General features: G+C 63.7%; 23 protein-coding genes and 1 pseudogene. 9 read left to right on the top strand and 15 right to left on the bottom strand.

Annotated elements, in window-relative coordinates:
• A partial coding sequence (locus FSO04_RS47225; protein WP_206753077.1) for a hypothetical protein occupies positions 1-195 on the bottom strand: 195 nt, incomplete at its 3' end.
• Positions 196-314: 119 nt separating this feature from the next.
• Between FSO04_RS47225 and aepX the strand changes: the two genes are divergently transcribed.
• Genes aepX through FSO04_RS12965 form a run of 3 tightly spaced genes read left to right on the top strand, consistent with a single transcriptional unit; the run spans position 315 to position 4,279 of the window.
• A complete protein-coding gene (gene aepX, locus FSO04_RS12975; protein WP_154560064.1) occupies positions 315-2,036 on the top strand; it encodes a phosphoenolpyruvate mutase in 1,722 nt (573 codons plus the stop codon).
• The gene (aepY, locus tag FSO04_RS12970; protein WP_154560063.1) at positions 2,033-3,199 is read left to right on the top strand and encodes a phosphonopyruvate decarboxylase; all 1,167 of its coding nucleotides are present in this window, start codon (positions 2,033-2,035) and stop codon (positions 3,197-3,199) included. The genes aepX and aepY overlap by 4 nt, the downstream gene beginning before the upstream one ends.
• Positions 3,200-3,211: 12 nt before the next feature.
• Complete coding sequence (locus FSO04_RS12965) at positions 3,212-4,279, top strand: 2-aminoethylphosphonate aminotransferase (RefSeq protein ID WP_154560062.1); 1,068 nt, start codon at positions 3,212-3,214, stop codon at positions 4,277-4,279.
• Between the two features lie 66 nt (positions 4,280-4,345).
• Here the strand turns inward: FSO04_RS12965 and FSO04_RS46325 are convergent, their stop codons facing one another.
• From FSO04_RS46325 to FSO04_RS47470, 4 genes and pseudogenes are all read right to left on the bottom strand, one after another.
• Positions 4,346-4,498 carry a hypothetical protein gene (locus FSO04_RS46325; RefSeq protein WP_166618176.1) on the bottom strand — a complete coding sequence of 51 codons (153 nt, stop codon included), beginning with the start codon at positions 4,496-4,498 and terminating at the stop codon, positions 4,346-4,348.
• A gap of 122 nt (positions 4,499-4,620) precedes the next feature.
• Positions 4,621-5,325, bottom strand: a complete 705-nt coding sequence (locus FSO04_RS12960) for a PIG-L family deacetylase (protein ID WP_154560061.1) — start codon at positions 5,323-5,325, stop codon at positions 4,621-4,623.
• A gap of 185 nt (positions 5,326-5,510) precedes the next feature.
• The gene (locus FSO04_RS12955; protein WP_154560060.1) at positions 5,511-7,022 is read right to left on the bottom strand and encodes a UdgX family uracil-DNA binding protein; all 1,512 of its coding nucleotides are present in this window, start codon (positions 7,020-7,022) and stop codon (positions 5,511-5,513) included.
• Positions 7,023-7,220: 198 nt separating this feature from the next.
• Positions 7,221-7,397 (bottom strand): annotated as a pseudogene (locus FSO04_RS47470) (3-oxoacyl-ACP reductase); the annotation flags it as partial.
• 23 nt (positions 7,398-7,420) lie between these two features.
• On the opposite strand from FSO04_RS47470, the gene FSO04_RS12945 reads away from it, so the two are divergent.
• The gene (locus FSO04_RS12945) at positions 7,421-7,879 is read left to right on the top strand and encodes a LysR substrate-binding domain-containing protein (RefSeq protein WP_199203027.1); all 459 of its coding nucleotides are present in this window, start codon (positions 7,421-7,423) and stop codon (positions 7,877-7,879) included.
• A gap of 70 nt (positions 7,880-7,949) precedes the next feature.
• Here the strand turns inward: FSO04_RS12945 and FSO04_RS12940 are convergent, their stop codons facing one another.
• The 8 genes from FSO04_RS12940 to FSO04_RS12905 form a co-directional block, all read right to left on the bottom strand.
• A complete protein-coding gene (locus tag FSO04_RS12940; RefSeq protein WP_154560059.1) occupies positions 7,950-8,537 on the bottom strand; it encodes a nucleotidyltransferase family protein in 588 nt (195 codons plus the stop codon).
• 77 nt (positions 8,538-8,614) lie between these two features.
• Positions 8,615-10,837, bottom strand: a complete 2,223-nt coding sequence (locus FSO04_RS12935) for a xanthine dehydrogenase family protein molybdopterin-binding subunit (RefSeq protein ID WP_154560058.1) — start codon at positions 10,835-10,837, stop codon at positions 8,615-8,617.
• On the bottom strand, positions 10,834-11,847 hold the full coding sequence (locus FSO04_RS12930; RefSeq protein WP_154560057.1) for an FAD binding domain-containing protein: 1,014 nt from the start codon (positions 11,845-11,847) through the stop codon (positions 10,834-10,836). Before FSO04_RS12930 ends, FSO04_RS12935 begins: the two co-directional genes overlap by 4 nt.
• A 13-nt stretch (positions 11,848-11,860) precedes the next feature.
• A complete protein-coding gene (locus FSO04_RS12925) occupies positions 11,861-12,631 on the bottom strand; it encodes a (2Fe-2S)-binding protein (RefSeq protein WP_154560056.1) in 771 nt (256 codons plus the stop codon).
• Between the two features lie 370 nt (positions 12,632-13,001).
• The gene (locus FSO04_RS12920) at positions 13,002-13,685 is read right to left on the bottom strand and encodes a Fe2+-dependent dioxygenase (RefSeq protein WP_154560055.1); all 684 of its coding nucleotides are present in this window, start codon (positions 13,683-13,685) and stop codon (positions 13,002-13,004) included.
• Positions 13,682-14,443, bottom strand: a complete 762-nt coding sequence (locus FSO04_RS12915) for a tetratricopeptide repeat protein (protein WP_154560054.1) — start codon at positions 14,441-14,443, stop codon at positions 13,682-13,684. The genes FSO04_RS12920 and FSO04_RS12915 overlap by 4 nt, the downstream gene beginning before the upstream one ends.
• A gap of 8 nt (positions 14,444-14,451) precedes the next feature.
• On the bottom strand, positions 14,452-16,701 hold the full coding sequence (locus tag FSO04_RS12910; protein WP_154560053.1) for a TonB-dependent receptor: 2,250 nt from the start codon (positions 16,699-16,701) through the stop codon (positions 14,452-14,454).
• 334 nt (positions 16,702-17,035) lie between these two features.
• On the bottom strand, positions 17,036-17,947 hold the full coding sequence (locus tag FSO04_RS12905) for a LysR family transcriptional regulator (RefSeq protein ID WP_154560052.1): 912 nt from the start codon (positions 17,945-17,947) through the stop codon (positions 17,036-17,038).
• A gap of 90 nt (positions 17,948-18,037) precedes the next feature.
• Between FSO04_RS12905 and FSO04_RS12900 the strand changes: the two genes are divergently transcribed.
• Entirely contained in the window at positions 18,038-19,126 is a 1,089-nt protein-coding gene (locus FSO04_RS12900; protein WP_154560051.1) for a zinc-binding dehydrogenase, read from the top strand.
• A 138-nt stretch (positions 19,127-19,264) separates the two neighbouring features.
• Here FSO04_RS12900 and FSO04_RS12895 read toward each other — a convergent pair whose 3' ends face one another.
• Both FSO04_RS12895 and FSO04_RS12890 read right to left on the bottom strand, forming a co-directional pair.
• A complete protein-coding gene (locus FSO04_RS12895; protein ID WP_154560050.1) occupies positions 19,265-20,728 on the bottom strand; it encodes an amino acid permease in 1,464 nt (487 codons plus the stop codon).
• 237 nt (positions 20,729-20,965) lie between these two features.
• The gene (locus FSO04_RS12890) at positions 20,966-22,258 is read right to left on the bottom strand and encodes an aspartate carbamoyltransferase (protein WP_054038849.1); all 1,293 of its coding nucleotides are present in this window, start codon (positions 22,256-22,258) and stop codon (positions 20,966-20,968) included.
• 409 nt (positions 22,259-22,667) lie between these two features.
• On the opposite strand from FSO04_RS12890, the gene dapA reads away from it, so the two are divergent.
• From dapA to FSO04_RS12870, 4 genes are all read left to right on the top strand, one after another.
• Positions 22,668-23,597, top strand: coding sequence for a 4-hydroxy-tetrahydrodipicolinate synthase (gene dapA / locus FSO04_RS12885; RefSeq protein ID WP_154560049.1), 930 nt, complete (start codon positions 22,668-22,670; stop codon positions 23,595-23,597).
• Between the two features lie 261 nt (positions 23,598-23,858).
• Positions 23,859-24,833: a M23 family metallopeptidase gene (locus FSO04_RS12880; RefSeq protein WP_154560048.1), complete on the top strand. Its 975-nt coding sequence runs from the start codon at positions 23,859-23,861 to the stop codon at positions 24,831-24,833.
• A complete protein-coding gene (locus FSO04_RS12875; protein WP_154560047.1) occupies positions 24,826-25,224 on the top strand; it encodes a hypothetical protein in 399 nt (132 codons plus the stop codon). The genes FSO04_RS12880 and FSO04_RS12875 overlap by 8 nt, the downstream gene beginning before the upstream one ends.
• Before the next feature lie 177 nt (positions 25,225-25,401).
• Complete coding sequence (locus FSO04_RS12870) at positions 25,402-25,836, top strand: bactofilin family protein (RefSeq protein WP_154560046.1); 435 nt, start codon at positions 25,402-25,404, stop codon at positions 25,834-25,836.
• Positions 25,837-25,848: the final 12 nt, after the last annotated feature.

The following is a 25,848-nucleotide window of genomic DNA, read 5'->3' as shown; positions in this document are numbered from 1 at the left end:
TAAAGAATCAGTATAAGCAAAGACAATATAAAAAATCAAAATCAAAATCAAATAAGAAAAACAAAAAAACCACCCCAAACCCCAAGCCCCGCAGGGCCCAATCACATTCCTCCACATAACGCCAAAAAAATCCAAACCCAAACGCCATTGCATGAAATGCAAAAAACAACACATTTCACCACTTAATAACAACATCAAAAACCCCCAATACCACCTCAACGCCGAATAAAAACGATTTCAGCTATAGTCGCCATTTTCCAGCACCAGCCGGGCAAAAAAGAGCCCCAATAAGCCCGCCAACAGGAGTCAAAAAAATGAACGCCCGCGAACCCGCTTTCATCTCCGCTTCGCGCAGCGCACGCCTGCGCCAGATGCTCATCAGCAACGAACTCGAATTCATGATGGAGGCCCACAACGGTCTCTCCGCCCGTATCGTCCGCGAAGCCGGCTTCAAGGCGATCTGGGGTTCGGGTCTCGCGATCTCCGCCCAATTCGGCGTGCGCGACAACAACGAAGCCAGTTGGACGCAAGTCGTCGACAACCTCGAATTCATGGCCGACGCTAGTGATCTGCCCATCCTCCTCGATGGCGACACCGGCTACGGTAACTTCAACAACGTGCGACGTCTCGTGCGCAAGCTCGAACAACGCGGCATCGCCGGCGTCTGCATCGAAGACAAACAATTCCCCAAGACCAATAGCTTCATCAACGGCGAAGCGCAGCCGCTCGCCGATATGGACGAGTTCTGCGGCAAGATCAAAGCCGGTAAAGACTCGCAGACGGATGAAAATTTCTCGATCGTCGCGCGCGTCGAAGCACTGATCGCCGGCTGGGGCATGGACGAGGCACTGCGTCGCGCGGAAGCCTATCGGCAAGCAGGCGCCGACGCGATCCTGATTCACAGCAAGCTCTCGCGTCCCGATGAAATCCTCGAGTTCGCGCGCGAGTGGGCCGGCCGCGGGCCGCTCGTCATCGTGCCGACCAAGTACTACAGCACGCCCACCGAAGTGTTCCGCGAAGCCGGCATCAGCACGGTTATCTGGGCAAATCATCTGATCCGCGCGGCGACCTCGGCCATGCAGGCCGTCGCCAAGGAAATTCATTCGAGCGAAACGCTCGTCAACGTCGAAGACAGCATCGCGGCCGTCAACGAAATCTTCCGTCTGCAAGACGCCGACGAATACTCGGAAGCCGAAGACCGCTATCTGTCGAGCGGACGCTCGGCGGGCTCCGCCATCGTGCTCGCGGCCAGCCGCGGCAAGGGCCTCGAAGCCGTCACTGAAGATCGTCCGAAAGTCATGCTGCCGATCGCGGGCAAGCCGCTGTTGCGCTGGCTCATCGATGCGTTCAAGAAGCAGAGCGTCAACGACATCACCGTGGTCGGCGGTTATCGCGCCGATGCGATCGATACGGCCGGCATCAAGCTGGTCGTCAACGAACGTCACGCGCAAACCGGCGAGCTGGCGTCGCTCGCCTGCGCCGTCGACAAGCTCGCGGGCGATACGGTCATCTCCTACGGCGATCTGCTGTTCCGCAGCTACATTCTGCGCGACCTGGTCGAGAGCGAAGCCGCGTTCAGCGTGGTGGTCGATTCGTCGCTGACCGATGCGGAAAACGCCAGCGTGCGCGACTTCGCATGGTGCTCGGCAGCCGACGATCGCGGGCTGTTCGGCAACAAGGTCACGCTGCATCATGTGTCGAGCGGGCAGGAGGCCGCGTCGGCCATCGCTTCGCAAACGCCGCATGGCCGCTGGGTCGGTCTGCTGAATGTGCGCGGCGAAGGGCGTGAGCGTTTGCAAGCGGTACTCGGCAAACTGCAGGCACGCCCGGATTTCGATTCGCTCGACATGCCTACGCTCCTGAACGCGCTGATCGAAGCGGGTGAATCGATCGAAGTGCAATACGTGCACGGCCACTGGCGCGGTGTGAACGATCTGGAAGATTTCCGTCGTGCCGGCGATTTCGCGCATGCACAAGCGCCGTTCGCGGCGGCGGCCGACAACCGCAAGGGCGCAGCCAGCGGAGCCGCGCAATGATCGAGGCAGCACAGTTCGTCGAGGCGGCGCGTGAACGCGGCTTCGATTGGTATGCAGGTGTACCGTGCTCGTATCTGACGCCGTTTATCAACTACGTGTTGCAGGATGAGTCGCTGCATTACGTCTCGGCCGCCAATGAAGGCGATGCGGTCGCGTTGATCGCGGGCGTCACGCTCGGCGCGCAGAACGGCCGGCGCGGCATCACGATGATGCAGAACTCCGGCCTCGGCAATGCCGTGAGTCCGTTGACCTCGCTCACGTGGACTTTCCGTCTGCCGCAGTTGCTGATCGTGACGTGGCGCGGGCAACTCGGCGTCGCGGACGAACCGCAGCACGCGCTGATGGGCCCGGTCACGCCCGCGATGCTCGATACGATGGAGATTCCGTGGGAGACCTTCCCGACCGAAGCCGACGCGATCGGCCCGGCGCTGGATCGCGCGATTGCTCATATGGATGAAACCGGCCGGCCGTACGCGCTCGTGATGCAAAAAGGCAGCGTGGCGCCGTACGAGTTGAAAGAGGGCGCCACGGGCGCTCGCCGCGTGCCGGTCGCGCCGCGTTCGCAATTCAAAAACATCGCGGCGAATGATTTGGCTTCACGTCACGACGCGCTGCAGAAAATCATCGCGCACACGCCGCTCGAATCGACGGTGGTGCTCGCGTCGACCGGCTTCTGCGGTCGCGAACTCTATGCCATCGACGACCGTCCCAACCAGTTGTACATGGTCGGCTCGATGGGTTGCGTGACGCCGTTCGCGCTGGGTCTGGCGCTTGCGCGCCCTGACCTGCACGTGGTCGCGCTCGACGGCGATGGCGCCGCGCTGATGCGCATGGGCGCATTCGCGACGCTCGGCGCGTACGGCCCGTCGAATCTCACGCACGTGCTGCTCGATAACGGCGCGCACGACTCGACTGGCGGCCAGGCGACGGTGTCGTCGCAAGTCTCGTTTGCGGGTGTGGCCGCGGCGTGTGGTTATGCGTCGGCGGTCGAAAGCGACGACGTCAACGTGATCGACGAGCTGTTCGAAACCGCGCCGTCGCCCCATGGTCCGCGCTTCGCGCGGCTGGCGATTCGCCGCGGCACGCCCGATGGCCTGCCGCGTCCCACTATCACCCCGCCCGATGTGAAGACGCGCCTGATGCGCCACATCGGCGCCGCTTAAGGAGTGTGCTCAATGCTGCTGCTCAATCCCGGCCCCGTGACGCTCACCGAACGCGTCCGCAACAGCCTGTTGCAAACGGATCTGTGCCACCGTGAAAGCGAGTTTTTCGACTTGCAGGAAGAGGCGCGCACGCGTCTGGTCGATCTGTATGGCCTCGACGCAGGCGAATGGCAAGCGGTGTTGATGACCGGTTCCGGCACGGCTGCTGTGGAAAGCATGACCGCCGCGCTGGTGCCGCAAAATGGCAAGCTGCTGGTCGTAGAAAACGGCGTGTACGGCGAGCGTATTTCGCAGATCGCCACGCAATACGGCATCGCGCATGAGTCGTTGAAACACGACTGGATGCAGGCGCCGGATCTCGCGAAGATCGCCGAACGCCTCGACGCGGACAAAGCGTTCACTCACGTGGCCGTGATTCATCACGAAACAACCACAGGCCGTCTGAACGATCTGCAAGCGCTCGGCGCGCTGTGCCGCGAACGCGATCTGCGTTTGCTGGTGGATGGCGTCAGCAGCTTCGGTGCGGAAGCGATCGATTTCGCCGACGCGAGTCTCGACGCCGTTGCGGCGACCGCGAACAAGTGTCTGCATGGCGTGCCGGGCGCGTCGTTCGTGCTGGTGCGGCGCGCGGCGCTCGCGCAGGCGGCGAGCCGCACGTATTACCTGGACCTCGGGCGCCTCGCGCGTTTGCAGGATCAGCGCAATACGCCGTTCACGCCGTCGGTCCATGCGTATTACGCGCTGGTCGAAGCGCTGCGCGAACTCGCCGACGAAGGCGGCTGGCAAGCGCGCCACGCACGTTACGCGGCGCTCGCCGAGCAGGCTCGCGCGGGCCTGGCGGAGCGGGGCATCGGCAGTGTGTTGCCGCCGGAGCAATCGTCGGTGGTGCTGCGCGCGTATCGCTTGCCGGACGGCGTGGCGTACCCGCAACTGCACGACGCACTGAAGGCGCGCGGCTTCGTCATCTATGCCGGTCAAGGCGGGCTGTCGGCCGAACTGTTCCGCATCTCGACGATGGGCAACATCCACGCCGCCGACATCGACCGTCTGCTGCAAGGTTTTAGCGAGCTGACGCGCTAAAGCACGCGATCAGTCGCGCGTGCTGTCATGGTCCGGTAGTGATCCGGTAATACGCGCGCAGTGCCGTCACACCGGGTCTTTGTCCGGCGGCCCATCGGGCCGCTGGGGCTCCTCGGCGTGATGACCCGGCGACGGCGGGACGAGCGGATCGGCTTCCGGGTCCCGGTTCGGATCGGCGTTCGGGTCGGGAATCGGGCTGGTATGCATGTCGTAGCTCATTGCATCACCTTTGGGTTGAGAGGCGAACGGAAAGCGGGGGCGGTACGGCCGCTGGCGGTCGAACTCACCTGCACGCCGGCCGTTTCCTTCTAGCGTAGGCGATCCAGCACGCCGCGCACCCCTTACTTTTTCCTGCGGCGCCCCACGCTCAATTGCCAGTAGTGTTCGGTGGCGAAAACGTCGTCGTAATTGCCTGCGCCGAAGGCGTGTAGCTGGCTTGCGTAAGCGTTCACCGCTTCGCGTTTGAGCTGCGTGCGGCGCTGAAGATCAATCGTGTGGCCGACGCTCGGATAGGCCGGCGTCGCGACGATGCCGCGTTGCGCGAGGTCGGCGAGCCGCGCCTGCACGACGCCGGGCGTGCGGCGGTGGATCGCGTCCTCATAGGCAAACCACGTGAGATGCGACAGGCGCGGCAGGATTTCGCAGCAGGCTTCGAATACCAGCACATGATCGTCGTGATGCAGGCCGAGCGGCATGAGCAGCGTGTTCGCGGTCGTGCGGTAGATGGTCTCTTCAAGCACGGCCGCCAATTTGCTAATCGACGGCGAGTCCATGTATTGGCCGCCGCGAAACGGCATGCGTAGCGGAATCGCGTCGAGCACTTCCAGCGCGAGGTTGTCTTCGAGCGTGCGGGCGTGGACGGCCTGATGGGCGCTCGCAAAACCCGATTTTTGATCCCATTCGGTATGCATTTCGTGCTCGGGCGAGGCGGCGAACACCGTGCAGACCGCGGCGTCAGGATGGGCGGCGAGTAATGCGCCGCAACTGAAGACGGCGTCGTCGAAATGGGGCGAGACGATGAAAAGGCGTGGACTGGTTTCGCTCATGGGACATGGGGTGGTTTCGAGACGCGCGGGCCGCATTCGAAGCTTCGATATTGCGCGCGACAAACTTGCTGGATTGGCGGCGTCACATCAGCTTAGGCGGAATCGGCGCGGTTTGTGTAACCGGTGTGGTCGACGCAAGCCGCATGCCTGAGCGGGCCGGTTCTGCCGTGGGCTCCCGCAGAGGCTCACCGTTGTGCAACTGGCCTATCCCGAACATGCTCACCTTCAGGTAGCGCGCTGTCTCCCGCCAGCGCCGCCGCGCGGCTGAACGCCGCCGCAATGGTCGCCACCATGTCGTCACGCAATGTGGCGTCGGCCATTCCTAGTGCATACGACGGGTGCCAGGTCGGCACGATCAGGCGCCCGTCGTGAGCGATGGTTTGACCGAGGTATTCGGACAGATTGACGTGCGGGCCGGTCAGTGTTTGCAACGCCGTCGCGCCGAGTGCGACGATGACGCGTGGCGCGACCCGCGCCAGTTCTTTTTCCAGCCAGTACTGGCAAGCCTCGACTTCGCGCCACACGGGCGTGCGATGGACGCGCTGCTGGTCGAGTGTTTCCCATTTGTAATGCTTGACGGCATACGTCAGATACAGCGCCTCGCGCTCCAGCCCGGCGCGCGCCAGCACGGTGTCCAGCAGTTGACCGGCCGGCCCGGTGAAGGGCTCGCCGTGCTGGTTCTCGTGCTCGCCCGGTTGCTCGCCAATCACCATGATCGCGGCAGGCGCGGGCCCGGCGCCCGCAACCGCCTGCTTCGCGTTGCGCCATAACGCGCAGCGCCGGCAGGTGGCGAGCGGGCCAGTGGGCTCCCGCAAAGGGGGCGTCACGGCCGAATACTCGATCGGTGGCATGGGCGGAACGGTGACGGCCGCGCTTTGCGCGCCGAGACGACTGCGTTCGCGCGCGAGGTGTGCGGGCAGCGGTGGACCCGCGGGCGGCCTTCTCCAGTAGCGCAGCGGCACCGGCGACGGCTGGGCATTGAAGGTACTGCAGTAGTACGCGAGCCAGAGCGCTTCCGTGGGGGTGCTTGTGATGGCTTCGCCGGTCATGGCGTTGACCTCCAATACAGGCGCGGCTTGCTCGCACTCCGCCACCAGTGGCCGGTCGATGCGCAGCAGCATGCCGTTCCAGAACACCGCGCCGTGCGGCGTGGCCAGCATCCACGTGGAATTGCCCGTGCGCTTGGCGAACCGCTCGGCGGCACGCTCCAGCAAGTCATGATGCGGCTCGTACCAGCCGACGAATTCGGGCGCCTCCATCGACGGATCACGCCGTCTGAACAAGGTGAGTGTCAGCAGATCCTCGGTTTCGCGCTCGATAGTCCGGATGCGTCGATCCAGCAGCGCGCCGTCGGGGTCGTCGAGATCGAGGACGTTGCGCTCGCCGCGCGTCCAGCGCCATAGGACGCGGTACAGCAGCGCCCAACGGTCCGGCGCACGGAAGCACGCCGCCGTTTTCAGCCAGGAGAGCAGTTCGCGGGGAATCGCAGGCGTGGCGAAGGCTGGGGGAGGGGCGATTCCTGTCTCGGAGGCGCCCGCCGTGGCGAAGGCGGACTCAGTAGCCAGCACGCCCGGCGCGCCGGCTTTACCTTCAGACTCAACCCACTCGATCTGCGAGGGCTCGACACCTTGCTGCAGCAGCACCCGCGCGGCGCGCCGCCATATGGCGAAAGACGGTTCGATCGAAATGCGTTTCATGCCGACGCGCCGTGGATGCGCGCATGGAGATGCGCGTACCTATGCGGCCAAAATACTGTATGGATATACAGTATGCGCTAAAACGCCGGCCTGGATCAAGTCAGCCGGATCAAGCCGATGCAACGGGCGCGCATCATTGCAACTGGGGAAGAGACATGTCCGCAATCAGACAGACAGGTATTCCCGTTACACGGCCCATCACCAGGGAACGACCCTTCCGAGGTAGTCAAGGTAATGCAGGCCGGCGCGCCCTTCATTAGCCTCGATCGTATTGACCAGGTTCGGAATGCTTTCCTCGATGGTCAAGCGCGCCGTTGGACCACCCATGTCTGTCTGGACCCATCCAGGCGCCATCAGCAGGAGGCTGCGCGGATCTCGAGATTGGTGTCCTGGAGGATATGGGGCCTGAAATTCGCGTCCAGGCATTGTTTCGAGACCGCTACCTCGGTGTTGTCAGAAAGGGGCATCCCCTGGACCTGAAACAGGACGTGACGATCGAGCAGTACGCAGCGTATGGTCACGTCGTCGCTCCGTACGGTCGCCAGACAATCGACTCTCTTGACGCTGCGATTGCCCTGTCTGGTTTGGAGCGAACGACCGTCGCGGTTGTGCCGAGCTTTCCGGCCGCGTTAGCGGTGGCACGAGCGTCCGATCTGGTAGCGCTCCTGCCTGCCTCTTTTGTGAACACTCAGCCCGCTGCAGCCGTCAGCGTCTACGCGTTTGAGCTTCCTGTGGCGACTGAGGGTTTTACGGTTTCTCAGATGTGGCATCCTCGTCTGGAGAATGACCCGGTTCATCGTTGGCTTAGGCAGCTCGTTCTCAGAATGTGCCGTCAGCAGGTGTCACTAGGTTTGTGATCAGCCTCTACGTTCGGTCCCACCCATTCAATTTCCGCGCCGGTTTGTCCACGGCACTGTCGCGCTCAAGCTAAACGTTGCGCAGATCTTCCGGCGTATCCACGTCGCGCAGAATCCCGGGATCGTCGACATCCAGCCGCATTACCCGCTGCGAGGTCAACAGCGCGCGTGCGCCGGTGTCGCCGTCGAGCGCGATCAATGCGTCCCGATGCTCGATGCCGAAGCCGACCGGATGGCCGCGCTGGCCCTGATAAAACGGCGCGACGATCGAAGCGCCGCCGTCGAGCGCACGCGCCACTTCTTCGATCGTCGGGGTGGCGATGCGCGGCATATCGGCAAGCGCGACGATCCAGCCCTCGGCGTCGTCGCTGGCTTCGATGCCGGCGGCGAGACTCGCACCCATGCCACGATTGGCGCTCTCGGCGAACACCACGTCGCAGCCGGCGTCGTTCAGGAGGCGCGCGAGGGCGTCCGAGCCCGGCCGCACCACGGCCAGCACGCGCGAGACAACCCGCAGCAGCCGGTGCGCCGCTTCGTGCGCGACGGGTGTGCCGTCGGGCATCTGCGCGAGCAGTTTGTTGTGCAGGCCGTCCGGGTCGAAGCGGGAGCCGAAGCCGGCGGCGAGCAGCACGCCAGTAGCGAGCGAGGCGTAGGCCATGGGCGGGCACCGATAGGAAGGATGTGCCCGATTGTGCGATGCAACGCATCGGCAGGCAAGCGGCAATGCATGGGCCGTTATGCGCGCGTCGTCCCCATCACCTTGTCGAGCGTCACCGGCAGATCGCGCACGCGCACGCCGGTCGCGTGATAAACCGCATTCGCGATGGCCGCCGGTACGCCGGTGATGCCGATCTCGCCGATGCCGCGCACGCCGAGCGAGTTGACGTACGGATCAGGCCGATCGATAAACGTGATGTCGAGCGAACCGATGTCGGCATTCACCGGCACGTGGTACTCGGCGAGATTCGCATTGGTGAAGCGGCCATAGCGCGTATCGAGCGAGGTATCTTCTTGGAGCGCCGCTCCCACGCCCCACACGATGCCGCCCAGCATCTGGCTGCGCGCGGTTTTCTGGTTTAGCACGCGACCCACGTCATAAACGCCGACCACGCGCGCCACGCGAATCGTGCCGAGGTCCGCATCGACATGGACTTCGGCAAAGACTGCGCCAAACGAGTGAAGCGAGTACTTCTGCCGTTCATCGCCGGGTTTGACCGTCGCGGTGGCTTCGATCGGCTTGCCGCCTGAGCGCGCGATGATCGCCGCTGCCGGATCGCGCTTCGCCGGTTGCGAGCGGCTCATGACCCAGCCGTTTTCCACCGTGATGTCGTCGGGCGCGATGTCGTGCACCGGCGAGGCTTCGTCGGCGAGTGCCAACGCGATCAACTGGCTGCGCGCCTGGCTTGCGGCCTCGCGCACGGCGGGCGAAACGCTCGCCGCCGATTGCGAGCCGCCCGACCCCGGCGCTCTCGGCAGCGACGAATCGCCGAGCGCGAAGTGAATGTTTTCCGGCGCGAAGCCTAGGGCGTCGGCGGCCACCTGGGTCATCACCGTATAGGTGCCGGTGCCGAGGTCCTGTGTGCCGGAGGCGACCATGGCGCTGCCGTCCGGCAGAATCCGCGCGATGGCTGCGGCTTCGCTGCGGTTGGCCGGATAGGTGGCCGTTGCCATGCCCATGCCGATCAGCGTGTTGCCGTTGCGCATCGAGCGTGGAGCGGCGGTGCGCCGCGACCAGCCGAATTTCTGCGCGCCGATCTGATAGCACTCGCGCAAGGACTTGCCTGACCACGGCTTGTTTTCCTGCGGATCGGCATCGGCGTAATTCTTCAGGCGCAGCGCTAGCGGGTCCATCTTCAACGCTACAGCGAGTTCGTCCATCGCCGATTCGAGCGCGAACGAGCCAGTTGTCTCGCCGGGCGCGCGCATGAAAGTCGGCGTGCCGAGATTCATCGGCACGATCCGGTGCGTCGTGATCTGATTGGGCACCGCGTACAACATGCGCGTGACCATGCAGCAGGTCTCGGTCCAGTCTTCGAACATCGACGTGTTCGAAACACTGCCATGGCGCATCGCGGTCAGTGTGCCGTCGTGCCGCGCGGCAAGTGTGAAATGCTGCTCGGTACGTGGCCGCGCGCCGACAGAGCCGAACATCTGCGGCCGTTCGAGCACGAGGCGCACCGGGCGCCCGGTCTGTTTCGCCGCCATCGCGCACAACGATACGTGCGACCACGACGAACCCTTGCAACCGAAGCCACCGCCGATAAACGGCGAAATCACGCGGACGTCGCCTGGCGACATGCCGAACGTCCTGGCGACCGCCTGCGCCGCATTGCTGACGCCTTGCGTCGAGTCGTAGAGCGTGAGTTGCGGGCCGTCCCAGTGCGCCATCGTGGCGTGCGGCTCCATCGGGTTGTGATGCTCGATCGGTGTCGTGTAAACGGCATCGACGTGGACTGGGCCGCTGCGCATACCGTCCTCGAAGTCGCCGCGTTGCGTGTCCGTGGTGCGGCCTTGCGGTTTGTCGGGCGCATGTCCGTTCGGCTTCGCTTGCGTGAAATCGAGTACCGCGGCGCTGCTCTGATAAGTGATGCGCAGTTGACGTGCGGCATCGGTGGCATGTTCGAGCGTATCGGCAACCACCACCGCGACCGGCTCGTTGTTGTAGTGAATCTGATTGTCCTGCAGCAGCGACAGGCGCCTGCCTGCCGGCGACGCCAACGCGGGCTTGCCGCCATTCGGCAGGCGCGGCGCGTTCTGATACGTCATCACCAGCAGCACGCCTGGCAGCGCTTGCGCGCGGCTCGCATCGATCGACGCAATCGTGCCGCTTGCAATCGTGCTGGTAACCAGCACCGCATGCGCGAGCCGCGCCTCGGGGAACTCGGCGGCGTAGCGTGCTTCGCCGCTGACTTTCAGCAGACCGTCGATGCGGTCGAGCGGTTGACCAATCAGATTCATGCGACACCTCTGGTGCGGCCCGCGGCCAGATTCACTGCGCGCACGATCGCGCGTTGCGCGAGCTGCACCTTGAACGCATTCTCGTGCTGTGGTCTGGCATCGTGTAGCGCGGCGGCTGCGGCCTCATGCAACCTCGCCTGCATGAGCGGCTGGCCGTTGAGCATCTGCTCGGCCGCGCTTGCGCGCCACGGCTTGTGCGCGACGCCGCCCAACGCGATGCGTGCGGTTCTCACGTGGTCGCCGTCCATCTGCAACGCGGCGGCCACCGAGACCAGCGCAAATGCGTAACTGGCCCGGTCACGCACCTTCAGATAGTGAGCGTTCGCGCTGAACAAAGGTGGCGGCAAATCGACGGCGGTAATCAACTCGCCCGCCTGCAAAGTCGTATCGATGTCGGGCCGGTCACCGGGAAGCCGATGAAAGTCAGCAAATGGAATCGTTCGCTCGCCTGCGGGTCCGCTTATGGGTCCGCTCACGCGCACGACGGCATCGAGCGCGGCGAGCGCCACGCTCATATCCGACGGGTTCACGGCGATGCATTGCGGACTCGCACCGAGAATCGCGTGCGTGCGATTGTGGCCTTCGAGCGCCGCGCAACCACTGCCTGGTATGCGCTTATTGCACTGCGTGAAGGCGGTGTCGCAAAAGTAGCCGCAGCGCGTGCGCTGTAACAGATTGCCGCCCACGGTCGCCATATTGCGCAGTTGTGACGACGCACCCGCCAGAAATGCTTGCGTCAGCAACGGGTATTGTTCGCGCACCAGCGCGTGATTGGCGGCATCGCTGTTGCGCACCAGGGCACCGATACGGATGCCGCCATTGGGCAGCGTGGTGACCGTATCGAGTCCGCTGATGTGCGTGATATCGATGAGCCGCAGCGGCCGCGCTACGCCGCCCTTCATCAGGTCGAGCAGATTGGTGCCGCCGCCGATGAACACCGCACCCGGTTGCTGCGCCGCGCGCACGGCGCCGGCGACGTCGCCGGCGCGTTCGTAAGAGATCGCATCCATGCTGGTCGCTCCGTCAGGCGTTGTGGCGGTTGTCGCTACCGCTGCTGGCGTTGCTGGCACTGCCACTCCCGTTTGCAACGTTCTGCCCACCGCCTTCATGCACGGCGCGCACCGCAGCGACGATATTCACGTACGCGCCGCAGCGACAAATATTGCCGCTCATGCGTTCGCGGATCTCGTCGTCGGAAAGTTGTGGAGGCCGGCTGCGGACATCGGCGGTCACGGTGCTAGCCGTGCCGTTACGGAATTCGTTCAGCAGGGCAGTCGCGGAACACAACTGCCCGGGCGTACAGTAGCCGCACTGGAACGCATCGTGTTCGATGAAGGCCCGCTGCAACGGACTCGGCACGCCGTTGCTGGCGAGTCCTTCCACCGTCGTGATGTTCTCGCCTTCATGCATCACGGCGAGCGTCAGGCAGGAATTGATGCGACGGCCGTCGGCGATCACCGTGCATGCGCCGCACTGTCCGCGGTCGCAGCCTTTCTTGGTACCCATCAGGCCCGCGTACTCGCGCAGCGCATCGAGCAAGGTCACGCGCGGTTCGAGTTGCAGCGTGTAAGCGCGGCCGTTGATCGTCAGCGTGACCGGACGGCCCGGCACAGGTGAACGGACCTCCGCAGGCAGCGCGGCCGGGGTGGGTGTTTGTGTTTGCGCGCGCAGATGCGGCGCCGCGCCGACCGTGGCGGCTGCGGCAGCCGACTGCAGAAAGCGGCGGCGCGACGGTTGGGATGGCGTGGTGGCGGGCGCGTCGCCCGAATCCTGACGTTCGTTCTTCGTGGACATGAAGGTCTGCTGGCTCCATTGAAAGGTCAATGCAGGCTGGCGACGTGCGGATGCCGACATGCGGGTAACCGACGCGCGGATACCCGCACGTTGGCATCCGAAGCGTCGTGGCCTAACCCATCGTTCTCAGCAATTTCGGTGCCGTTGCGAATGCAACGATATGCCGACGCGGCGCAACGGCGTCCGCTGCGACCCGGCTATCGAGTCACGGCGAATCGGATCGAATCCTTGCGAGCGCAACCAGAAACGTAGCGACGCGCGTCAACCACGGACGTTGCGCTTAACGAACGGGAAAGTAAATATGCGGAAGTGCCTTCTTTCTGCGTGCAAAAAGAAAGACTGTTTTGCGTCAGACGAGGAGTCCGCCAGATCAGGCGTCGGCCCAGCGGCGCAGCAGATTGTGATAGATGCCGGTGAGGCTTACCACGGTTGCATCGTTCGAACCTTTCTCGGCCGCCAGATGTTGCACGTCGTTGTCGAGTTGAAACAGCATGGCGCGTTCGCCGTCGTCGCGCACCATGCTCTGGATCCAGAAGAAAGACGCGACCCGCACGCCACGCGTCACCGGGCTCACGTGATGCAGGCTCGAAGCGGGGTAGAGCACCATGTCGCCGGCCGGTAGCTTCGCGCGATGCACGCCGTAGGTGTCTTCGACGCAGAGTTCGCCACCGTCGTAGGACTCCGGCTCGGCCAGAAAGAGCGTGGCCGACAGATCGCTGCGGATGCGGAAGTCGGTGCCGCGCAACTGGCGGATCGCGTTGTCCACGTGCGTGCCGAAACCATCGCCGCCTGCATAGCGGTTAAAGAGTGGCGGAAAGACTTTCAGCGGCAACGCGGCGGCAAAGAAGCGCGGATTGCGGCCGAGCGCGTCCTGAATCGCATCGCCAACCGCGCGCGCGGCGGGGGAGCCTTCGGGCAATTGCTGGTTGCGCTTGGCCTGCGCCGACTGCTCGCCGGAAGTCGCATTGCCGTCGATCCATGGTGCCGCGTCGAGGATTTCGCGGCATTGCGCGACTTGTTGTTTGCTGAGCACGCCTTGCAGATGCAGCATCATGCGCGCACCTCTTCGTTGATATCTTCATCGATCTCTTTGGCCAGCGCACGAAATGCGGCCACCGGCGAAGCGGCCAGCCACGCTTGCATTTTCTCGACGAACGCCGGTGTTGCGGTATGCGGCACACGCCGCAACCATTGCAGCGCGGCATCGATCTCGCCGCGTTCAGCCAGTAGCCGCGCATAGTTGAACTGGCCGCGGAAGTCGCCGCCCACCGCTGCACGACGGTAATAGTCGAGCGCGATGTTTGCGTCGGCCTTGACTTCCCAGCCGTCCTCGTAAAAGCTGCCGATAAAGTTGATCGACTTAACGTGACCTATTTCGGCGGCACGCCGGAACCACACCAACGCTTGCGCACGATCGCACGCCACACCATTGCCGAGCGCCAGCGCTGAAGCATAGTTGTACATCCCCCAGTCGAGTCCGGCCTGCGCTGCGAGGCGGTACCAGTAGACCGCTACCGGCGCGCACGCGGTGGTTCCCCAACCGTGTTCATAGCAACGGCCCAACATGTTCATCGCCATCGGATGATCCTGCCGGGCCGCGTGCTTGAACCAGGTTAACGCTTCCTCGGCGTTGCGTTCCACGCCATGGCCGTCGAGCAGATACTGCCCGTACACCGCCTGCGCTTCGACGATGCCGTTATGCGCGGCTGCCGCCACCCACGCGGCAGCGGTGTCCGGTGGCCCGGAGAGAATCGCGGCGAGTTCGTCATGCGACACGGTCGCCAGCGCCTTCAGCGTTACCTGTTCCGTCATGCCTGTGCTTAGTAATGCGCGTTGAGCGTCAGGAAGGCGGAACGGCCGGCTGCGATCGATGCGTAGTGCGCCGGATACGCCTGGTCGTAATACGTCCGGTTGAAGATGTTCTGCACGTTCAGTTGCAGATCGACCTTCTTGTTGATGCGGTACGTCGCCACGCCGTCGAAACGCCAGTACGACGGCACCGCACGTAGGTTCGCCGTATCGCCGTATACCTGCGACATGTAGAACGCGCCGCCGCCGATCGTGAACTTCGGCAGCACGTCGTAGTTGGTCCACAGGCTGATGCTGTTCTTCGGCGTATTCGGGAACTGGTGGCCGTTATCCGAGGTGGTCTTGCCGTTGTCGCGCAACTGGCTCTTCATGTACGTGTAGCCGCCGAACACCTGCCACTTGTTCGTCAACTGACCGGCCACACCGAATTCGAAACCTTGTACGCGCTTGTTGCCGACCATTGCGTATTCGTTGTTCGGCAGCGTGACGCGGGCGTTGGTCGTATCGATCTGAAACAGCGCGCCCGTCAGCGAGAGGTGGTTGTCCAGCACATTCCACTTGGTGCCGAGTTCAATGCTGCGGTTCTTTTCCGGGGCTAGCTGATCCGCGTTCGCACCGACACCGTTGCGACCCGGCGTCAACGATTGCGTTTCGCTGCCCTGGCCGAGCAGGGCGCCGGCCGGCGTCGACGAAGTCGCGATCGACGCATACACGCTGCCGTTCGAAGCCGGTTTGAAGACGAGCCCGAACTGGTAGTTGAACAGCGTGTCGTCGCGCGAGGTGCGCTTGCCGCCGTTGGCCACCGTGTTGCGGAAATCGGTGGAGTAATCGTCGACGCGCAAGCCGACGTTGGCCTGCCAGCGTTTGGTGAGTTCGATCGTATCGAACGCATACAGCGACTTGGTGGTGGTGCGCTGCTCGCTCGGATCGTTCGTTTGCTTGACCGAGCCGGCCCACGGGTCGTTCGGATTCGGTGACCACAGGCTCGTGCAGTTATAGCCCGACGCCGCGCCGATGCCCTTGGTCTTGCAGATCGCACCGGTGGCCGTTGCGACGGTGTACGAATCATTCACGCTGGTTTCGCGCGACAGTTCGAGGCCGGTGGTGAAGCTGTGTTTCAGGAAGCCCGTCTTGAACTCGCCGAACAGTTCGGTCTGGTTCGCGAGGCTGTAGACGTCGCTGGCGCGCGTATTCGCGCGGCGCCACACCATGCCGTTCACGACGTTGCCCTGGCTGTCGTCCGGCTGCGTCCAGATGTAGTCCTGAGTGGATTTCGTATAACGCGTGGTGTTGCGGATCGTCAGATTACTGTTGATGTCGTGCTCGATGCGCACGGTGCCGACGTCCGAAGTCGTCTTGCGGAAATCCCGGTCGATCAGGCCGTAAAAGTTATGCCGGTCCACGTTGGCCGGATAGATCGTATTGACGTTGGCCGGCTTGTTGGTGGTCGTGTAGAAGTACGGAATACCGCTGTCGGGCAGGTCGTCGGTGGAGAGGCGGTAGTAGCTCGCCGTGACGCGGGTCGGCGTGCCGAGACCATAGGTGAACGACGGCGCGATGCCCCAGCGCTCGTTGTTGACCGCGTCGCGGCCGGCCACGTCGTTGTTGTGGCTCATCACATTCAGGCGGAAGGCCGCGTGATCGGCCATCTGCCAGTTGCCGTCGGCAGTGAAGCGGCGGTAGCGGTCGGTGCCGAGGCCCGCGCTGCCGTCGGCGGAATTGCCCAGATGCGGAGTCTTGGTGATCAGGTTGATGCTGCCGCCCGCGCCGCCGCGGCCGCCATAGGCGCCGTCCGACCCCTTGGTCACTTCCACGCTTTCGATGTTGAACACTTCGCGAGTGGTCGCGCCGATGTCGCGCATGCCGTCGACGAAGGTGCTGCCCTGGGCGTCGTAGCCGCGAATGAACGGCCGGTCGCCGAGCGGGTTGCCGCCTTCGCCGGCGCCGAACGTGATGCCCGGCACCGTGCGCAGCGCTTCGGTCAGCGTCGAGGCGCCCGTGCTTTTGATCAACTCCTGCGGAATCACGGTCACCGACTTCGGCGTATCGACCAGCGGCGCGGTGAATTTGACCGACGCCGAGTGGTCGGTCTTGAAGCCGTCGTCCGCCTGGCCTTGCACGGCGATCGGCGCGAGCTGGCTTTCCTTGTCAGGCGGCGCCGTGCCGGCCGTGCCCTGCGCGAGCGCGGGACCTGCCGCCAGCATGCTGCACAGCGTCGTGCTGATTTTGCCGAGCTTCGGTTCGTCGGACCGCAACTTCATTTTTATCCCCGTCATGAGCGCTGGTGCCCGGGTGAACAACGCATTCCTTACCCAGATATTCCATGTTTATTACAAAATGTTTTCGGCGTGCATTCTATGCAATCTGGTTGTAATTGAGAAGCGTTCTCATCAAAAATCTTTGGTCGTGGAATTGGACGTGCGTGCCAATTCGTGAAATTGGCTGGCTGATCGACGAGGATGGCTGGGGAAGGAGTGGGTTTGACGACCGCGGCTGGCGCGGAGATGACTGACTGTGCGTCGGTCTTGCGAGCGGCGGTTGTAGCGCGTGATGCGCATTTTCTGATCGAACGGCGGACGGTGTCCGCCCGATTTCCTACTGTGCGGCCAACTCGGCCAGCATCTCCCGCAGCCACACGAGCGCCGGATCGGCCTGGTTACGCGGATGCCAGCCTGCGTACAACGTGAAGCCGCGCGCCTCGAAGGGCAGCGCAAAGGTGTCGAGCCGGTCGAGGTAGCGTGCTGCGAAGCGCAACGGCAGCGTCGAAACGTAGTCGGTTTTCGACAGCAACTCCGGCACCAGCGCGAAGTGCTGGAGCGACAGCGCGACGCGCCGTTCACGGCCGAGTTCGTCGAGATGCTCGTCCATGAAGCCGTGAAAACTGCCGCCGCTGGTCGACACCAGCACGTGATCGAGCTCGCAGTAGGTGTCGAGATCGAGTGGGGCGTCGCCGCGCGGGTGGCCCTTGCGCTGCACGAACACGAAATGCTCGTCGTAGAGCTTGCGGACTTTCATCGACGGCGGAATCATCCGGTCGGAACCGAGCAGCAGGTCGATCTCGCCGCTTTCGAGCCGGGACGCGGCGGTGGGCTGATCGCCAATCACGAACGCCACGCGCACGCCCGGCCCTGCCGACGCCGGCAAGCACTCCATCAGGCGCATGCCGAGTACCGCGGTGGCGTTGTCGTGCGCGGCAATCACGAAGCGCCGCGTATCGGTATGAGGATCGAAGGCCGGCTGGTGGCGCACCACCGCTTCGAGATTCTTCAACGCGGCATGAAGCGGCTCCATCAACTCCAGCGCCCTGGCCGTGCGCGTCATGCCGCGGCCGGTTTCGGCGGGCAGCAGCAGCGGATCGCCGAAGATCTGCCGCAAGCGCGAAAGCTGCGTGGAGACGGCCGGTTGCGTCAGATGCAGCCGCGCGGCCGCACGCGTGACGTTCGACTCGGCGAGCAACGCGTCGAGCGAAACCAGCAGATTCAAATCGATACCGCGGAGATCAATCATGTTGATAGGTCGCATATGAGTAATTGATTTCTAGAATACGTACCGCGCTACTACAGTTCAAGCACCGAAACGAACTGAAGGAAGCTCAACATGAAAGCCTGGATGCTCGACGAACCCGGCAAGCCGCTGGCCTTGCGCGACGTGAGCCAACCGCAACCGCGCAGGAACGCCGTGCTGGTGCGGATGGAGGCGGTGCCTCTGCTCAGTTACACGCGTGAATATGTCGAAGGGAAGTTGCCCTACGCGTATCCGCCGACGCCGTTTTCGCCCGGCACCAATGGTGTTGGCCGGGTCGTTGCGGTCGGCGAGGGCGTGGTGGCATTTCGCGCCGGTCAACGCGTTGCCGTGAATCCTTACTGGATCGCCGACGAAACGGTGCACGAGCCGGCGCAAGCGCTGTTAGGGCTTACCGCTATTAGCGCCGACAGCGCTGCGCTGCTGGCTGAGTTTCCGCACGGCACCTTACGCGAACTGGCCGAGTTCCCTGCGTCAACGCTGATTGCACTGGACGGTCTGGATGGAATCGATGCCGCACGCCTCGCGGTCCTGGCGAAGTTCGCGGTGCCCTTCGGTGGTTTGCGACGCGGCCGTCTGTCAGCGGGCGAGACGGTGGCGGTCAACGGCGCAAGCGGTTACTTCGGCTCGGCTGCCGTACTCGCTGCGCTGGCCCTCGGCGCGAGCAAGGTCGTCGCGCTCGGCCGGCGTCCGGAACCGCTGCAAGCGCTGGTCGAGCAAGGCCGCGGGCGGGTGGTCCCCGTCGTACTGAGCGGCGATGCCGCGCAAGACATAGCGGCGATTCGCGCCGCAAGCGGTGGCGGCGCGGACCTCGCGTTCGACATGGTCGGGCAGGCCACGGACGCAAACGCAACCCTGGTCGCATTGCGCAGCCTGAGCCGCGGCGGGCGACTCGTGCTGATGGGCAGCATGCAAGTGGACCTGCCGATTACCTACAGGGAGATGCTGCTGAACAACTGGGAATTGATCGGCCACTTCATGTACACGCGCGCTGACTATCTCGCGCTGGTTTCGCTCGTCACGTCCGGGCAGATTCCGCTCGCGGCGGTCGAGTTGAAGTCGTATCCGTTTGCTGAACTGGAGGCGGCCATCGACGCCGCCGGCCGTATGTCCGGTCTGCAATGCACGGTGGTGGACAGCACGTCGCCGCAAGCATGGAGTTGAGTGTGTAGCGGCTTAACCGCGGCGGCATAAAAAAGCGGCCTTGCTGATTCACAGCAAGGCCGCTTTATATATGGGCAAATCGTAATCGGTTAGTCAGTCGTTCAATCGATGCCGTGAAATACCGCATCGTCTGTGATATCAGTCGCGCTTGCGCTCCGGATAGCGAAGGCGCGAATGATTGCGACCGTAGATCCCATAGATGATGAGCCCGATCACGAGCCAGACGAAGAGCCGCAGCCACGTGACGAGCGGCAGCCCGGCCATCAGCAGCAGGCAAAACAGAATCCCGAGGATCGGGATCACCGGCACGCCCGGCGCGCGGAACGGCCTCGCGGCGTCTGCGTCGCTGCGGCGTAGATAGATCACGGCGCCGCAGACGAGAATGAACGCGAACAGGGTGCCGATGCTAACCATCTCGCCCAACACGTTGATCGGCGTAAACGCCGCCACAACCGCGACGATGGCACCGATCATCATCTGGCTCAAATGAGGTGTGTGCAGACGCGGATGAACTTGCGCGAATAGTTGCGGCAGCAGGCCGTCCTGTGACATCGTGAAGAAGATGCGGCTCTGGCCATACAGCAGCACGAGTATCACGGTCGTCAAGCCGGTCAGCGCACCGATCTTGATGAGCACGGAGAACCAGGTGACGCCGATCACATCGACACCTTTCGCGATCGGATCCGGGACGTTGAGCTCGGCATACGGAACGAGTCCGGTCAGCACGCCGGCGACCGCAATGTAGAGCAGCGTGCAGATCACCAGCGAGCCCAGAATGCCGATCGGCATGTCGATCTGCGGCTTGCGTGCCTCCTGGGCCGCGGTGGACACCGCATCGAAACCGATGAACGCGAAGAAGACGACGGCCGATCCGCGCAGAATGCCGCTCGCGCCGAAGTTGCCGAATTCGCCGGTATTCTGCGGAATGAACGGATGCCAGTTGGCCGGATGGACAAAGAAGGCGCCGATGACGATGAACGCGAACACCACAGTCAGTTTGATCGCCACCATGATGTTGTTGAGCCGCGCCGACTCCTTGGTGCCGAGCACGAGCATGGTGGTCAGCACGGCGATAATGAAGACCGCCGGCAAATTGACGATACCGGCCACCGTGCTGCCGTCGGCGAGCGTCACCGTTGTGCCGGGCGCAGCCGCCATGGTGGGCGGAATGTTGATCCCGACGTTGTGCAACAGGCTCACGATGTAGCCTGACCAGCCGACTGCAACGGTCGCCGCGCCCATCGCATACTCGAGGATCAAATCCCAGCCGATGACCCACGCGAATAATTCGCCGAGCGTGGCATAGGTGTAGGTATAACTGCTGCCGCAGACCGGCAGCATGGCAGCCAGCTCGGAGTAGCAGAGTCCGACAAAAGCGCAGGCAATCCCGCCGAGGACAAACGAAAGAATGATGCTCGGCCCCGCGTAATGGGCCGCGGCCGTGCCGGTCAGAACAAAGATGCCGGCGCCGATGATCGCGCCGATACCCATCGCCGTAATGCTGAGCGCGCCCAGCGATTTCGACAGGTGGCGTTCACCGCCCTCCGCGCTTGCGACAATATCCGCGACGGATTTGCGCGCCATATAACCCGTGTCAGCCATGATGAGTCGTCCTGTTCGTATGTGGGTGAATCCGGGATCGAATCGATCCGTGACGCACTGCAATAAGCGACTTCTTTAAAGGCGACTGACACGGTTGATGCTGCGGTTGAGGAGGGCACTGACGAATCCAGTCTAGTCCGGATTTAATCGGGTGGGTACTGAAGATCGGTGTTGCGCTTGCGGAAACGGCCTTGCGGTTGAGCCGCAAGGCCGTCTCTTTCAATCATCGAATCCTGATCAATCGATGCCGTGAAACACCGCATCGTCCGGACCGAGATAAACGGGCGGGCGCCACGCGGCGTCGCGCATCGAATGCTGGACCAGCTTTTCGACACCTAGCAGCACCGCGAAAATCGCCATCCGCACCGGGATGCCGTTATCGGTCTGGCGGAAAATCGCCAGGCGCGAATCGTGATTCAGGTCGACGCTCAGATCGTTCGCACCCGGCCGGCTGTCGCGCGGCAGCGGGTGCATGATCAGCGTGTCGGGGCCGCACACGCTGTCCATCAGCGCCTGATTGATCTGGAAGTCCGGTGTATAGCCTTCGAAGGATTCGTCGGTGAAGCGCTCTTTCTGGATGCGTGTGGCGTACACCACGTCTGCGCCGCGCAGCCCGGCGGGCAGATCGTGGGTCTGTTCGATCACGTGATCGTTGCGCGAAATCTGCTCGATGATGTAGCTCGGCATTTCGAGCATGGGCGGCGAAATCAGCGTGAACTTGATGCCGCGATACAGCGCCAGCAGCTTGACCAGCGAATGCACCGTGCGGCCATATTTCAGGTCGCCGACCAGCGCAATATGCGCACCGTCGACGATCTTGCCGAGCCGCGAGAACTCGCGCTGGATCGTGTACAGGTCGAGCAGCGCCTGGCTCGGGTGCTCGCCCGGGCCGTCGCCGCCGTTGATCACCGGCACGTTGGTGGCGCGCGCGAATTCGGCTACCGAGCCTTGCTCCGGATGGCGGATCACCAGCGCATCCACATAGCCGCTCATCACGCGGCTGGTGTCGTAGATCGACTCACCCTTGGCCATCGACGAAAACGTGAAGCCGGTGGTGTCGCACACCGAACCGCCGAGGCGGCAGAATGCCGCGCCGAAGCTCACGCGGGTCCGCGTACTGGCCTCGAAAAACAGATTGCCGAGCACCGCGCCTTCGAGCACGCGGGAGATTTTCCGGCGCCGCGCGATCGGCTGCATGATGTCGGCGACGCGAAACAGCGCCTCGACCGAGTCGCGCGAGAACTGATCGACCGACAGCAGCTGCGGCTTGCCCTCGAACAGCATCTGGCTCGCCAGCGACTGTGAGTCTACGCTTTGCGTATAGTTTTCACCGGGCTCGCCATGTACCACGATTTCCGACACGAAACGCTCCACGATCTCCGGCATGGCCCGCGATTCCTGCGAATCGTCCGGCAGCAGCCATGTGTCGAGCGCGCGGCGCGACACGCCAATACGGCTCGCGAACGTCTCGCGGGTCATGTTCATGCGACGCATCGCGTCGCGTAGGAAAGCTTGTTGTGGGACGCTCATGCGGGCACCTGTCGGGAAAGGGCTGCGTATCGGCTATGTACGCGGTGCGTATATTAGTTTCCCTGTCGCAGAAGTCAAGCAATTTTGCTGGTTTGGCAAACCCGTTTGCCAAACCAGCTTTGCAAACTCGCCCTAGACGCGGTTACACTGCGTTTCATGCATCCCGGCCAAACGCTCCGACTCCGTCCGTCAACCATCGCCCGTCTCGCTTTTGCGAGCGTCGTGGTTGCACGCGCGGGTTTCCCGAGCGTTAGCGCCAAAGCCAAAAAACAGCCGCTCATCTGACCGGAGCTGCTGTTCCGTCAGATGTTGCGACGGAACAGCCGGTCAACGCCCCCTGCGGCATTCCCTGTTTTTCCTCCCTCGCACCACTGATCGGAATCGATACGGTCGTCATCGAGGTAAAGACATGTCTATTTTTTCGGGTATCTGGGTTCCGCTCGTCACGCCATTCGCCGACGGCGAGGTGGATCACGCCGCGCTGCGTGCGCTGGTGCGCCGCTATGCCGACGCAGGCATCGCCGGGCTGGTCGCGCTCGGCACCACCGGCGAGCCGGCCGCGCTCGACGACGCCGAGCAGGACGCCGTGCTGGCGACGATTCTCGACGAAGCGCGAGCCGCCGCTCACGGCGCAGACGGCGCAGACGCACAGGCGCTGCCGGTGCTGGTCGGCGTGTCGGGCAATCACACGGCGAGCATGAAGGAGCGCATCGAGCAACTGAACGCACTGCCGATCGCCGGTGTGCTGATGGCCGCGCCGTATTACATCCGGCCTTCGCAAGCGGGCATCGTCGGGCATTTCATGGCGCTTGCCGATGCGAGCGACAAGCCCGTCGTGCTGTACGACATTCCTTATCGAACCGGCGTGCGGCTCGAACTCGACACGCTGCTGACGCTTGCCGCGCATCCGCGGATTCAAGCGGTGAAGGATTGCGCCGGTTCGCTCGACACCACGATCGCGCTGATTCGCGACGGGCGCTTGCAGGTGCTGACCGGCGAGGACATCACCATCTTCAACACTCTGTGTCTGGGTGGGAGCGGGGCGATCGCGGCCTCGGCGCATCTGCGGCCGGAACGGTTCGTCGCGCTGTATCGTGCGCTGTCAGCGGGACGGCTCGACGAAGGACGGCGTATTTTTCACGAGCTCGTGCCGCTGATCCACGCGCTGTTCGCCGAACCGAATCCGGCACCTGTGAAGGCCCTGCTCGCCGCGCAAGGCCTGATACGCGACGAATTACGCATGCCGATGACGCGTGCCGGCGATGCACTGGTTGCGCGGCTCAGGGAACTGGAAGGGCTTGATCGGATAGAGGCGCACGCGGCGGCGGCGCCGGCTTGAGTGCGGATTCGCTTGCGGCCATCTGTATTTGAGATGATGGTTCGTGATGCCAGGCGATAATCGGCGCCCTTTGTCCATTATCGCCGCCGGCATGTTGTCCGGCAGATGCCGCATGCCGTTAGCCTTGTCCGCCGATTTCCTCTCCCGCTTCAGCACGCTCAGTGCGTTCATTACGTTCAATAAGCCGAACACGATGAACGTGCCTTGTGCAGCCCGTGCGCAGTCTTGCGCGGGCCGCATGGCGCGCGCCGGGAACCGCTGATGTCCTCCGTGTTTCGCGCCGGCAGTCAGCTTTCCAGCGGATCGGTCAGCTTCGTCACACGCCGCACCGCGCTGACCATTGCGGTGGCCACGGCGTGCGGCGCAGCAGCGCTGGCGCTCGCCGCTGGCATCGCGATCGGCATGCATTGGCCGGCGCACGGCTCCGGCGATCAGACGGCGAACCGTGTCGAGCACGACTACGCGATCGATCAACTCGGCAAGCTGAATGCATCCGTGGCGCAGATCGAACCGCGCATCGCGCGCCTGACGGCGCAGGTCGGCGCCTTGCGCGATTTCGAGGCACGTCTGAATACACCTCGACCGGCGCCGCGCGCACCGGTTGCACCAGCTACCTCGGGCTCTGCCTCTGAACCGGACACTTCCGCTACCGATAGCGAAGGCGAGGGGGGCCCGTCATTACCGCCGCGTCGCTGTACGGACGTCATGCCGCAACCGGCCGGTCATGCCGATGCCACGCGCACCCGGCAACAACTGGATTGCATCGCCGCGACGCTGTCCGCGCTCGAGCAACAAACTGCCGACCACGCGATCGCGTACGCCGCCTTTCCCGGCCGCATGCCCGCCGACAGCGCGCGCTTCGGCTCGCCGTTCGGCAATCGCACCGATCCGTTCACGCAGCGTTTGAGTTTTCATCCGGGCCTCGACCTGGTCGCCAAAACCGGTACGCCGATTCTTGCGGCAGCGGGCGGCCGGGTGATCTTCGCCGGCGAAAAATCGGGCTATGGCAACGCGGTCGAAATCGATCATGGCAACGGCCTCGTGACCCGTTACGGCCACGCGTCGCGCATCGTCGTGCACGTCGGCGATCTGGTGCTGCCGCGCCAGTATGTCGCCGATGTCGGCTCGACCGGCCGCTCCACCGGCCCGCATCTGCATTTCGAAGTGCTGGTCAACGGCGCGCCGGTCGATCCGGCTGCCTACCTCGCGCTCTTCGCGCCCACGCCCCATGGTTGAACGACGTTTTTCCCGCGATGCGGGCAGTCTGACCCATCGCGCCTATACGTTGCAGCCCACGCGGCCGCTCGTTCTGCGCGTCGCCCTGTGGGGGCTGGTGTGCGCGCTCAGTGCGGCGGGTGGCGCGGCGTCCGTTGTGGTGTGGCAAGCGCAGCGCGCCGGCACACCGGCCGAACAATGCAACGCGGCGCCCGTCGATGTAGACAGCGAGCAGACGGAACTCGCCCGCGCGCGGCTTGCGCTGGCGCAGGAATCCGCGGCGCGCGCCGCGGTGCAGAAAACCGCGGACGCCGCCGCCGCCGACGTCGCGCGATTGAATGCCGAATTGCAGTTTCTACGCGGCCAAAGCAAGACGAAGCCACCGGCACAAACGGGGGCGCCGCGCCGCTAACCGTGGGTGAGCGCGGCACGGTATTCGGCTACTCTGCATCGAACTACAGCCAGCGCCGTACTAACCCGAGGCAGGTAACACCGCAACGCGGCAAGCGCAGCACCTGAGCAACCCACCTCCCGGCTCGTCGCCCGGAAAGCATCACGCGACGAACATTTTCATTTCCAGGAAATACTTATGTTCAGCAAGAAAAAACACGCGGGCATCCAGCAGACCAAGCTTGCCACCCTCATCGCACAGGACGTGCGGATCACGGGCGACCTCGTATTCAGCGACGGCCTGCGCATGGACGGCCACGTGAAAGGCAACGTCAGCGGCGAGTCCGGCACCCAGACGCTGCTGGTATTGAGCGACCGCGGCTCGATCGAGGGCAACGTGCATGGCTATGACGTGGTGGTCAATGGCCGGATCGTCGGCGACGTGATCGCCGATCACTTCGTCGAGCTGCAGAGCAATGCGCACGTGACCGGCAACATCTACTACCAGCAGTTGCGGATGGATTGTGGCGCCTCGGTGGATGGCAAGCTCACCAAGCGCGAAGCCGCGCAGGCGGCGACGCCGATTCTCGTGTCGGTGGCCGATTCCGCACGCGAGGCGCGCAAGGCCGGCTAGGCGGCCGCGCGC

Source organism: Paraburkholderia madseniana, assembly GCF_009690905.1.
Classification (GTDB): Bacteria; Pseudomonadota; Gammaproteobacteria; order Burkholderiales; family Burkholderiaceae; genus Paraburkholderia; species Paraburkholderia madseniana.
The sequence above is the reverse complement of the archived record's forward strand: the minus strand, read 5'-3'. Positions and strand labels throughout refer to the sequence as shown.

Excerpts from the sequence above, each read along its gene's own strand:
- FSO04_RS12960 (WP_154560061.1), bottom strand. The coding sequence starts at position 5,325 with ATGAGCGAAACCAGTCCACGCCTTTTCATCGTCTCGCCCCATTTCGAC.
- FSO04_RS12945 (WP_199203027.1), top strand. The coding sequence starts at position 7,421 with ATGGGGCCTGAAATTCGCGTCCAGGCATTGTTTCGAGACCGCTACCTC.
- FSO04_RS12905 (WP_154560052.1), bottom strand. The coding sequence starts at position 17,947 with ATGATTGATCTCCGCGGTATCGATTTGAATCTGCTGGTTTCGCTCGAC.
- FSO04_RS12915 (WP_154560054.1), bottom strand. The coding sequence starts at position 14,443 with ATGACGGAACAGGTAACGCTGAAGGCGCTGGCGACCGTGTCGCATGAC.
- FSO04_RS12890 (WP_054038849.1), bottom strand. The coding sequence starts at position 22,258 with ATGAGCGTCCCACAACAAGCTTTCCTACGCGACGCGATGCGTCGCATG.
- FSO04_RS12875 (WP_154560047.1), top strand. The coding sequence starts at position 24,826 with ATGGTTGAACGACGTTTTTCCCGCGATGCGGGCAGTCTGACCCATCGC.
- FSO04_RS12935 (WP_154560058.1), bottom strand. The coding sequence starts at position 10,837 with ATGAATCTGATTGGTCAACCGCTCGACCGCATCGACGGTCTGCTGAAA.
- aepY (WP_154560063.1), top strand. The coding sequence starts at position 2,033 with ATGATCGAGGCAGCACAGTTCGTCGAGGCGGCGCGTGAACGCGGCTTC.
- FSO04_RS12955 (WP_154560060.1), bottom strand. The coding sequence starts at position 7,022 with ATGAAACGCATTTCGATCGAACCGTCTTTCGCCATATGGCGGCGCGCC.
- FSO04_RS12900 (WP_154560051.1), top strand. The coding sequence starts at position 18,038 with ATGAAAGCCTGGATGCTCGACGAACCCGGCAAGCCGCTGGCCTTGCGC.
- FSO04_RS12870 (WP_154560046.1), top strand. The coding sequence starts at position 25,402 with ATGTTCAGCAAGAAAAAACACGCGGGCATCCAGCAGACCAAGCTTGCC.
- FSO04_RS12940 (WP_154560059.1), bottom strand. The coding sequence starts at position 8,537 with ATGGCCTACGCCTCGCTCGCTACTGGCGTGCTGCTCGCCGCCGGCTTC.
- FSO04_RS12925 (WP_154560056.1), bottom strand. The coding sequence starts at position 12,631 with ATGTCCACGAAGAACGAACGTCAGGATTCGGGCGACGCGCCCGCCACC.
- aepX (WP_154560064.1), top strand. The coding sequence starts at position 315 with ATGAACGCCCGCGAACCCGCTTTCATCTCCGCTTCGCGCAGCGCACGC.
- FSO04_RS12895 (WP_154560050.1), bottom strand. The coding sequence starts at position 20,728 with ATGGCTGACACGGGTTATATGGCGCGCAAATCCGTCGCGGATATTGTC.
- dapA (WP_154560049.1), top strand. The coding sequence starts at position 22,668 with ATGTCTATTTTTTCGGGTATCTGGGTTCCGCTCGTCACGCCATTCGCC.
- FSO04_RS12965 (WP_154560062.1), top strand. The coding sequence starts at position 3,212 with ATGCTGCTGCTCAATCCCGGCCCCGTGACGCTCACCGAACGCGTCCGC.
- FSO04_RS12910 (WP_154560053.1), bottom strand. The coding sequence starts at position 16,701 with ATGAAGTTGCGGTCCGACGAACCGAAGCTCGGCAAAATCAGCACGACG.
- FSO04_RS12920 (WP_154560055.1), bottom strand. The coding sequence starts at position 13,685 with ATGATGCTGCATCTGCAAGGCGTGCTCAGCAAACAACAAGTCGCGCAA.
- FSO04_RS12930 (WP_154560057.1), bottom strand. The coding sequence starts at position 11,847 with ATGGATGCGATCTCTTACGAACGCGCCGGCGACGTCGCCGGCGCCGTG.
- FSO04_RS46325 (WP_166618176.1), bottom strand. The coding sequence starts at position 4,498 with ATGAGCTACGACATGCATACCAGCCCGATTCCCGACCCGAACGCCGAT.
- FSO04_RS12880 (WP_154560048.1), top strand. The coding sequence starts at position 23,859 with ATGTCCTCCGTGTTTCGCGCCGGCAGTCAGCTTTCCAGCGGATCGGTC.